The organism is Rhizobium sp. NZLR8, assembly GCF_019685025.1.
Lineage (GTDB): Bacteria > Pseudomonadota > Alphaproteobacteria > Rhizobiales > Rhizobiaceae > Rhizobium.
In genome coordinates this window covers 529180-538338 of the sequence record NZ_JABDVY010000004.1, presented here as the reverse complement: position 1 = coordinate 538338, position 9159 = coordinate 529180, and the positions used below count along the sequence as shown (strand labels likewise).

Below are 9159 nucleotides of genomic sequence, written 5' to 3'. Positions count from 1 at the left end.
GTTCAATGGAACGGCGGACGGAGACCCAGGCTCTCCCACGGGCTTGGTGTCCCAAAGGTGCAACGGTCTTCCATCCGCCACCGCAACAGGCAGTACTACGCCAATAGCGGGTAAAGGGAAGTTACAAAGGTGCCGGCAGGCGGTTGAGGGGGTGAGCGGCAGAGCCGCGAATGTGCTGAGCGCAAGTGAAGGGCAAGGAAGGGCGTGCCGTGCAGCCCCCTCATCCGACCCTTCGGGCCACCTTCTCCCGCTGGGGAGAAGAGAGCGCAAGCGCCGCACAACTCTTTCACCGCCGCCCCCCGGCCCAGAACCACTCACGACAAAATCCACACCGGCCACCGAATCCGCCCCTCATCCCGTTTCGGCACGGAATCCCGCTGTGGCACAGCCATGCAAGGAACCGCTAACTCTCCGTCAAGTATCTGAATCTTAGACATTTCCTGCCATCGATGCGGGCATGCCAAAATAATCCCACTTGCTTTTTGCCCGAAAAGCTGCCACCAATTTGATACTCGGGCATTTGCATGCCGGTGACTGGACAGATGTGGTAATCCCTTCCGTTTGGAAGGCGGCGCGGGACTACCCGCCTACGTAGACGTTCTTTCCCCGTACGTGACTTCTCCGACTGACCCTTCGTCCCCATCGATCGGGGCGAAAGCTAAAGCCGTCCGCTTCCTCTCGGGGGCGCGGATACTACACAGACTAAGGGAAAAGGACGATCCCAATGGCCACCAAGGGCACCGTAAAATTCTTCAACCAGGACAAGGGTTTTGGTTTCATCACGCCGGACGGCGGCGCAAAGGACGTTTTCGTCCATATCTCTGCGCTGCAGGCTTCTGGCATCCAGTCGCTGCGCGAAGGCCAGCAGGTTACCTTCGACACCGAGCCGGACCGCATGGGCAAGGGCCCGAAGGCCGTCAACATCTCGGCTTCGTAAGTCAGACTTCCGCTTCGGCGGCATGAACGGCGCTCCGCAAGGGGCGCCGTTTCTGTTTGCAGCGTCACCGTCATTTGTCGATCGCACCGCCAGATGTTATATGCGCGCTGAAGAGATGGTCCCGCCCCCGCGGCGGTGCGGGGCCCTTGCGGCACCCAGAGAACAACGAATTATGGAACGTCGATGACGCAGAAGAGCCCGATTTTTGCGGTCGCCCCGATGATCGATTGGACGGATCGGCATTGCCGCTATTTCCATCGCCAGATCAGCCGGCAGGCGCTGCTCTATACCGAGATGGTGGTGGCCGATGCGATCATCCACGGTCCGCGCGACCGGCTGCTCGGCCATGACGCCGCGGAACATCCGCTGGCGCTGCAACTCGGCGGATCGGACCCGGCCAAGCTTGCCGAGGCGGTGAAGATCGCCGAACCCTACGGCTACGACGAGATCAATCTCAATGTCGGCTGCCCCTCCGACCGCGTGCAGTCGGGCACCTTCGGCGCCTGCCTGATGCTGACGCCGGAGACGGTGGCCGAATGCGTCGGGGCGATGAAGGCGGCAGCGACCGTGCCGGTGACAGTGAAATGCCGGATCGGCGTCGACGAGCAGGAGCCGGAACAGGCGCTGCCGGCGCTGATCACCCGCGTTCTAGATGCCGGCGCCGACGCAATCTGGATCCATGCCCGCAAGGCCTGGCTGAAGGGCCTGAGCCCGAAGGAGAACCGCGAGATCCCGCCGCTCGACTACGACATTGTCTATCGGATGAAGCAGCGCTGGCCCGACATCTTCATCGGCATCAACGGCGGCATCCGCACGCTTGATGAAGCCGCCGCCCATCTCGAACATGTCGACGGCGTCATGCTGGGCCGGGCCGCCTACCAGAACGCCGCGATCCTTTCCGAAATCGACCAGCGCTTCTTCGGCGCGCCGGCGGGCGAACCGGATTGGGAAGCGCTGCGTGATCGGATGATGGCCTATGCCGAACGCCACATCGCGGCCGGCGGCCGGCTGCAGCACGTGGCCCGCCATATGGTCGGCCTCTTCACCGGCCTGCCCGGCGCCAGGCGCTACCGCCAGATCCTGTCGACCGATGCAGCCAAGAGCGGCGCCGGGCCGGAGGTGCTGGCGGCGGCCTTTGCGGCTGTCGATTTTTCAGGGACGGAGCAGGAGGCGGTCAGCGCCTGACGTGAGGTGATGTCTTTGTCGGGGCGTCCGCGCCGTCGGCAGCAGGGTCTTCTTCACGATCCGGCCTGCTACTGAAAACACCAGGATCTCGGTATCCCTCTCGATTCTGCTGCCATCCATCAATCGGACGATATCATCGACGCCGCCGACCGGACTGCCGTCGATAGCGAGGATATAATCGCCCTCCTGCAGCCCTCCCTTTGCCGCCGGCCCTTCCGGCTCGACGCGGCGGATGCGGACGGAGGTCGTCTGCACCGTGCCCGCCGCCAGTGCCACCCGGCGCGGCAGCACGATCGTATCGCCTGAAATACCGATGAAGGCGCGCCTCACCTGGCCGTAGCGGAGAATTTCCGAAACAACGAAATTGGCCGTATTCGACGCCACGGCAAAGGCGATGCTCTGCGCGCCCTGGATGACGGCGGTGTTGACGCCGATCACCTCCCCGCTGGAAGACACCAGCGGTCCGCCTGAGTTGCCGGGATTGAGCGCCGCATCGGTCTGGATGACATCCTCCATCAGCCGGCCGCTGGCTGCCCGCATCGACCGGCCGAGCGCTGAGACGATACCGGCGGTGACAGTCCACTCGAAACCGAGAGGATTTCCGATCGCGATGGCGATATGGCCTCGGCGCAGGCGTTGGGAATCTCCGAGCTTCGCCCAGGCGCCGGTGCTTGTATTGGCGCGAATGAGGGCGATATCGGTATCGACATCGCGGCCGAGCACACGGCCCTCGGTGACGAAGCCATCGGGCGTGGTAATGCGAACGACCTTGGCGTCGTCGACGACATGGCTGTTGGTGATGATCAATCCATCAGGCGAGATGGCAAAGCCCGACCCGTGCCCCTGCCGGCCACCGACCCTCTCGATCCGGCTGACGGCCGGCCCGACCGTGTCGACTGCTGCCGCGATCGATTGCGAATAGACATCGATCAGCGCCCCGTCATTCTGAGGCGCTATCGCCTTGTCCATGTAACCCATGATTTAATCCTCAGGCGGGAGTAACGGTCGTCCGCGGCCAAAGCGGTCTCGGTTGCGACGGTTCGCCATCATACTGTTGTTGAGGATTAGATGGTTGGGCGTCGACCGGCGTTCAAGTGAGCGTGGGCGGCTGCCTGAAATTGCGGGAGCACGCGAACATAACTAGCCGGACAGATATATCGAACTACCCGGACAGATATCTTGAACGAACGGAAAAAAACTGGCTCATTGCAGACGTTCGCCCGTGAAATCAGCTGCCGTCGCGACGCCATCAAGCCTGTTGCGGCGACCATCGCACCGGGCCATACAAACTTCTGTCATATCAACATAATAGAAAAGGGTATTCAATAACAACATCAGCACATTCCGCCGGTGTTACCTCACGCCCCAGCTTCTTGCTCAAGCCTTCGGGGCAACGGCGCTCGTAGTCTTGCCAATTCCGCCGGCGACGGCGCAAACTTCCGACCGCATCAATCCAATCAACCAAGGAGCCATGACATGAGCACAGTCACGACTAAGGACGGCGTCGAGATCTTCTACAAGGATTGGGGGCCGAAGACTGCCCAGCCGATCATGTTCCATCATGGCTGGCCGCTATGCTCCGACGACTGGGACGCCCAGATGCTGTTCTTCCTCGAGAAGGGCTACCGGGTCGTCGCCCATGACCGGCGCGGCCACGGCCGCTCTACCCAGGTGGGCGACGGTCACGACATGGATCATTACGCCGCCGATGCCGCAGCCGTCGTCGAGCATCTCGATCTCAGGAATACCGTCCATATCGGCCACTCCACCGGCGGCGGCGAAGCGACCCATTACGTCGCCCGCCATGGCCAGCCGCAGGGCCGCGTCGCCAAGCTCGTCATCATCGGCGCCGTGCCGCCCATCATGGTAAAAACCGATGCCAATCCCGGCGGCCTGCCGATCGAGGTCTTCGATGACCTGCGCAGGCAGCTCGCCGCCAATCGCTCGCAGTTCTACCGTGACCTGCCGGCCGGCCCGTTCTACAGCTTCAACCGACCGGGTGCGAAAGTATCGGAACCGGTCATCAACAATTGGTGGCGCCAGGGCATGATCGGCGGCGCCAAGGCGCACTACGACGGCATCAAGGCCTTCTCGGAAACCGACTTCACCGAAGACCTGAAGATCATCACCGTGCCGACCTTCGTCATGCACGGCGACGACGACCAGATCGTGCCGATCGCCGACTCTGCGTTGCTCTCGTCCAAGCTGCTGCAGAACGCCACGCTGAAGGTCTACGAGAAATTTCCGCACGGCATGTGCACGACCCATGCCGACATCATCAATCCGGACATCCTCGCTTTCATTAAGGAATGATCCGTCATGCCGCGGGCGCCGGTGAGGCGCCCGCGGCATGACTTGACCGCCACGACAGATTTGAGCACCCGTCGGCTGCAATAGACGGGCGACGCCGACCACCTCGATTTTTTGAGAGCGGCTCCCTCGTTTTCTCATGAAACCGTTTTCGCCGATTTGCGTTTAGCGGCCATGACAAGAGAACGTGAACCCTCATCAAAGGCTTACCGGCAGGATCGCTTCGAAAACACCGAGCGAGCCGCCAAGGAAACCATCGAAGCAGAGCAGCGGGCTCGCCGCGAGAAAACCAAAAGGCTGAAAGAACTGCGTCTGTCGCAGCAAAGCGGCAAGGACCCCGCAACCAGGTAGATTTCCATGCTCGCGCTGCCTGTCAGGCCGACACGACCATCGGTCTCATACCCATGCGCACTGCCCTCGTCCGTATCCTTCCGGGCGTGCGCGCCCCGAATTGTTTTTGAATATCGGACGTTCGCCCATCTTGCAGAGCAAGGATCACGAAATTATCTTTTTTTCACCGATAGCGATTCACGGCATCGAAAGAGGGCAGATTGCGATGTCAGACAAGCTGTTCAGTACGCGTGACGAACCGCTCGCATCCGAAGATCTCGATGTGTGCAGGCGTGTCCATGAAGCGCTGTGTAGAGAGCTCCAGATTGACCGATCAGGCGAGGAAGCCGCCCGTCTAGGCGCACTTATCATCGAGCTCTACCGGCAAGGCGTGCATGACGAGAACCAGCTTCGATTGCTGGCCGGCGGGAAGCGAACCTGATAACGCGCAACCCGCTATACGCTCGAACGCAGCATTCTTTCCGGTCTCCGGCAGGCCGCGACCCACCGCATCGACCGCCGTTGGCCGAGTCCCATTTTACCCCGCTGCGTTAGCAGATGCGCACATACATCGCGCCTTTCATCCCAAAATGAAACCAAACCCCTTCCCCTGCGTTACCCCCTCGAACATCCGTTACCCAAGGTGAGAGAAATGAACAGATTCGCCATCATTGCCCTGTCGATAGCGACGGCTTTCTCCGGAATGCCGGCCTCGGCAGGCCCTGCCTTCGTGCCGAGTCCGGCGCAACCGGCGTCTCAAAGTGCCGCCCATATCATGACCGTCGGCTGCAACAACTTCACCAATTGCCCTGGGCAGTTCGGTAATGATCACAGGTGGTACCGAAACCGCCACCACTATCGCGATGGCAGCTACTACCGCGACGACCGCTATGGATGGGATCGTGGCTATAATCGTCACTATCACCACCATGACAATAGCGGCGCCATCATCGGCGGCCTCGCTGCCGGCGCGCTCATCGGCGGCATCATCGCCTCGCAGCCGCGCGCCTATTCTTCACGCGCCTACAGCTCGCATGCCGACTATTGCTACAGCCGCTACCGGTCTTACCGCGCCTACGACAATACCTTCCAGCCGAGCTACGGCCCGCGCCGCGAGTGCCAATAAACCGATCCACCCGTCAACAGCGAGCCTCGCATGAAAATGCGGGGCTTTTTGATGCCGCACGGGCAACGCCTGGGGCAAGACTGAGCGTGTATCTCTCAGTAGGTCGCCGCCGGTTTCGGCTTCTTCTCGGTCCATTGCGGCGGCGCGCCGTATTTGGCGGCCACAGCTCCCATCAGTCCGGGCGACCGGCCAAAGGCGTCGCAGGCGGCGTATTTCGGTTTTCCGCCGAGCCAGGATTTCATTCGCTGCCCCGACGGCAGCGAGATATCCAATCCCTTCGGTTCCTTGCCTTTGATCAGCATGCGGGAAAATTCGCTGCTGAATTTCGACGCCAGGCCATAGGCGTCGCCGACTTCGGAAACGCGGGGAGTGTTCTGCAGCGAGTTTGCCCCGCGCGACCAGACGATCGCCGCCCGCTGCACACCATCGCGGTCGACGGCCTCAGCCTCGACCGCCAGTCCACCGAGGCCGGCCGGCAGCCGCGGCACGCCGACGGGCAGCACGAAACCGGTGCCAACCGTCACAACGGTGGAAACACCCGCCATCGCCTTATTGGTCGGTACAATGTCGGTGACAACGGAGCGGATCGTCAGGTCCGCCGGTTGGCCTGAAGAGACCAGCTGATATTTGTCGCTGAGCGAAATGCAGAGCGCCCGGTCCAGCGCGTTCGCCACCATCACCCGGTCGGCGTCCGATTTGACGCGGGTCGCGGCGCTGAAAGCGAAGGTTGTCGGCACGATATTCACCGTCTTTGCCGGGCTAAGGCGCGTCCCATCGACATAGACGCGCGATTTCGACAACTTGCCCTTCGGCGGGCCGAGATTGCCGTAGAAGGAAAGCGTGCCGGCCCCCTTGAGGGGCACCGAGCTGCACCCTGCCGCTGTCATGGCAAGCGCCACCGGCAAGGCGAGAGACAAGCCCCTCGGAGCCTGTAGGAAAGAAAATGAAAATGGATTGCTGCGCACGCTGTCTGGCCTCCGTCGCCGATAGCGCATAACCCCGAAAATCGAAATCGATTTCCGGAAAGGATTATGCGCAGGTTTAAAGCGCTAGAGCGTCCTTGGCGCGTCTTGTAAGACGCGCCGCGCTCTAGTCTCAGGCGAAAGTGGCGGTCGAGAATTGCCGCAACATTACAGGTCGCTTCCGGCGGGCGGTTGCGGCTCAAGCCAGCCTGACCTACCTATGCGAGTTCGATCATCACTCGTGTCCCGGCTGCACTGCTCTCGATGCTGACCGCGCCGCCATGGTTTGCGGCGACCTGCTTGACGAGGCTGAGGCCGAGACCGGCGCCCTTGCTTCTTGGAGTGACGCGATAGAAGGGCTCGAACACCAGTTCGCGATGTTCGGCCGGAATGCCTGGCCCCTCGTCGGCGACGCTGATCCTGCCGCCGCCGGAAGCCGAGCGCGATACCGCGACCGTGATCATGCCCCCATTGCCGCCGTGGTCGATGGCATTGCGCACCAGGTTGCTGACCGCCCGCGGTAAGGCGGAAGGGCTGCCGCGGCGTTCAAGGCTCTCCACCTCGCTTTGAAAGCAGATCTGGTAGCCGCCCGCGATTGCCAGTGGCGCGAGGTCGGCAACCACAGTGCGGGCGATGCCGACGAGATCGACCGTTTCGTCAAGATCGGCCGCCTGGTCGTTTCGCTCGAAATCGAGCAGCTGTTCGGCCGCCTCGGCCAGCCGCGCCACGTCGTCGAGCAGCCGCTGCCGCTCGCGGCCATCGGGCATGCCGTCGATACGCGTCTGCATGATGGCGATCGGCGTCCGCAGCTCATGCGCCGCATCGATCAGGAAGCGCTGGCGTTTGCGGAATTCATTCTCCAGCCGCTCCAGCGTACTGTTGAAGGCGGTCACGAGCGGCGACACTTCCCGGGGAATGCCGCTCACGGGAAGGCGTGCGCCCTGCCGGCGCGGCTCGATTGCCGCTGCGGCACGCGCCACGTCGCTGATCCCCCTCAGCGCCCGCCCGACAATCCGGGGCACAGCAAAAAAGACCGCCGGCAGAGCGACCGCCAGCAGCGGCACATAGATCGGATAGGTCTCTGTGAGCATGGTCAGGAAGGTGGCGCTCCGGCTCGGGTTGCCGCCATACATCACCCGGAAAGGCCCGATCCCCGTCTCGACACTGTCGATCGAGGCGCTCTCGCCGGTAAAGGCGGCACCGCGTATATCGGCCTCCTTGATCAGGTGCACATAGGGGCCAAGCACCTGATAGGCCTCCGGCACGGCGCCATAGGAAACAGTCTGCCCGTCCGGCGCAGCTACGACGAACCAGAGCCTGTCGCTCTCGGCCTTGAAGGCGCTAAGGCGCGGGCTGTCGACGATGACGAGCTTGCCCTGCGTATCGCGGATCAGCGCCTCATCGAGCGCTGCGGTCAGCCTGTATTCCATGGCGACGTTCGGCGAGAGGATCATCGCCCCGTAAACGCAAAGGCCGACGATGACAGCCGCCACCACGGCGACGAAAACGATGCTGAGCTGCCAGCTGAGCCGCCACCAAAGCGACGGATTGGCGTATTGCACCTTGGCCATCATTCTTCCTTCATGAGATAGCCGACGCCGCGGATATTATGGATCGCGACACCGGCGCCGGCATCGATCAGCCGCTTGCGCAGCCGCGAAATATGCGCATCGAGCGCATTCGACTGGATTTCCTCTTCGTAATTATAAACCGCCGCCTCCAGTGTCGAGCGGAGCACGGTCTTCTCCTTCCTCCTTGCAAGGGCGGCCAGCACCAGAAGTTCGCGTCGCGGCAGGTCGAGCGGCACCGTTGCGACAGTGACGCTGAGATGCAGCGGATCGATCACCATCCGCCCGGCGGTAATCTGCAATTCGGCAAGACCCGGCGCCCGCCGCAGCACGGCCCGCAGCCGCGCCATCAGCTCTTCGACCAGGAACGGCTTGCCAAGATAGTCGTCGGCGCCCAGGTCCAGCCCTTCAACCCGTTCCTTCGGCTCGTTGCGCGCCGTCAGCACAATGATCGGCGTATCCTTCCCCGTCCGCCTCAGCTCTGGAATGAAGCTCAGCCCCTCTCCATCGGGCAGGCGCCGGTCGAGCAGGATCGCGTCGTAGAGGTTCTGCCGCGTCAGCTCGACGGCATCGGCCAGGTGCATCGTGTGGTCGGTGACGATCGCATGTTTGCCAAGCGCTGCCGACAGCGCCTCGGCCAGCTCCCGCTCGTCTTCTATCAACAATATCCGCATCGCCCGCCTGTTCTCTTGACCTTCCCTCTGTCCGCCACAAGGGTTGCGGCAGCATTGCGGAGCTTGC

The 9159-nt window shown here is 62.3% G+C and carries 9 protein-coding genes; 5 read left to right on the top strand and 4 right to left on the bottom strand.

Going from position 1 to position 9159, the window contains the following annotated elements; all coding sequences use genetic code 11:
• Positions 1 to 724: 724 nt before the first annotated feature.
• Both HJB89_RS13075 and dusA read left to right on the top strand, forming a co-directional pair.
• Positions 725 to 937 (top strand): cold-shock protein, encoded by a 213-nt coding sequence (locus tag HJB89_RS13075; RefSeq protein ID WP_003540801.1) that lies wholly within the window; start codon positions 725 to 727, stop codon positions 935 to 937.
• Between the two features lie 183 nt (positions 938 to 1120).
• Complete coding sequence (gene dusA / locus HJB89_RS13070) at positions 1121 to 2122, top strand: tRNA dihydrouridine(20/20a) synthase DusA (protein WP_207580877.1); 1002 nt, start codon at positions 1121 to 1123, stop codon at positions 2120 to 2122.
• Here dusA and HJB89_RS13065 read toward each other — a convergent pair.
• Complete coding sequence (locus HJB89_RS13065; protein ID WP_221149999.1) at positions 2090 to 3100, bottom strand: S1C family serine protease; 1011 nt, start codon at positions 3098 to 3100, stop codon at positions 2090 to 2092. The two genes, dusA and HJB89_RS13065, sit on opposite strands and share 33 nt — an antisense overlap.
• Positions 3101 to 3598: 498 nt before the next feature.
• Between HJB89_RS13065 and HJB89_RS13060 the strand changes: the two genes are divergently transcribed.
• The 3 genes from HJB89_RS13060 (at position 3599) to HJB89_RS13050 (ending at position 5888) form a co-directional block, all read left to right on the top strand.
• Positions 3599 to 4435, top strand: a complete 837-nt coding sequence (locus HJB89_RS13060; RefSeq protein ID WP_207580879.1) for an alpha/beta fold hydrolase — start codon at positions 3599 to 3601, stop codon at positions 4433 to 4435.
• Positions 4436 to 4988: 553 nt separating this feature from the next.
• On the top strand, positions 4989 to 5204 hold the full coding sequence (locus tag HJB89_RS13055) for a hypothetical protein (protein ID WP_207584331.1): 216 nt from the start codon (positions 4989 to 4991) through the stop codon (positions 5202 to 5204).
• A 210-nt stretch (positions 5205 to 5414) separates the two neighbouring features.
• Positions 5415 to 5888, top strand: a complete 474-nt coding sequence (locus tag HJB89_RS13050) for a BA14K family protein (protein WP_221149997.1) — start codon at positions 5415 to 5417, stop codon at positions 5886 to 5888.
• A gap of 95 nt (positions 5889 to 5983) precedes the next feature.
• Here HJB89_RS13050 and HJB89_RS13045 read toward each other — a convergent pair whose 3' ends face one another.
• The 3 genes from HJB89_RS13045 to HJB89_RS13035 form a co-directional block, all read right to left on the bottom strand.
• On the bottom strand, positions 5984 to 6883 hold the full coding sequence (locus HJB89_RS13045) for a DUF3313 domain-containing protein (protein WP_207580881.1): 900 nt from the start codon (positions 6881 to 6883) through the stop codon (positions 5984 to 5986).
• 185 nt (positions 6884 to 7068) lie between these two features.
• Positions 7069 to 8421, bottom strand: coding sequence for a HAMP domain-containing sensor histidine kinase (locus HJB89_RS13040; protein ID WP_221149996.1), 1353 nt, complete (start codon positions 8419 to 8421; stop codon positions 7069 to 7071).
• Positions 8421 to 9092, bottom strand: coding sequence for a response regulator transcription factor (locus HJB89_RS13035; RefSeq protein ID WP_207580883.1), 672 nt, complete (start codon positions 9090 to 9092; stop codon positions 8421 to 8423). Before HJB89_RS13035 ends, HJB89_RS13040 begins: the two co-directional genes overlap by 1 nt.
• Positions 9093 to 9159 lie beyond the last annotated feature (67 nt).

What these genes read in the sequence shown, in the direction of transcription:
- HJB89_RS13075 (WP_003540801.1), top strand. Translation starts at nt 725, where the DNA reads ATGGCCACCAAGGGCACCGTAAAATTCTTCAACCAGGACAAGGGTTTT.
- dusA (WP_207580877.1), top strand. Translation starts at nt 1,121, where the DNA reads ATGACGCAGAAGAGCCCGATTTTTGCGGTCGCCCCGATGATCGATTGG.
- HJB89_RS13065 (WP_221149999.1), bottom strand. Translation starts at nt 3,100, where the DNA reads ATGGGTTACATGGACAAGGCGATAGCGCCTCAGAATGACGGGGCGCTG.
- HJB89_RS13060 (WP_207580879.1), top strand. Translation starts at nt 3,599, where the DNA reads ATGAGCACAGTCACGACTAAGGACGGCGTCGAGATCTTCTACAAGGAT.
- HJB89_RS13055 (WP_207584331.1), top strand. Translation starts at nt 4,989, where the DNA reads ATGTCAGACAAGCTGTTCAGTACGCGTGACGAACCGCTCGCATCCGAA.
- HJB89_RS13050 (WP_221149997.1), top strand. Translation starts at nt 5,415, where the DNA reads ATGAACAGATTCGCCATCATTGCCCTGTCGATAGCGACGGCTTTCTCC.
- HJB89_RS13045 (WP_207580881.1), bottom strand. Translation starts at nt 6,883, where the DNA reads ATGCGCTATCGGCGACGGAGGCCAGACAGCGTGCGCAGCAATCCATTT.
- HJB89_RS13040 (WP_221149996.1), bottom strand. Translation starts at nt 8,421, where the DNA reads ATGGCCAAGGTGCAATACGCCAATCCGTCGCTTTGGTGGCGGCTCAGC.
- HJB89_RS13035 (WP_207580883.1), bottom strand. Translation starts at nt 9,092, where the DNA reads ATGCGGATATTGTTGATAGAAGACGAGCGGGAGCTGGCCGAGGCGCTG.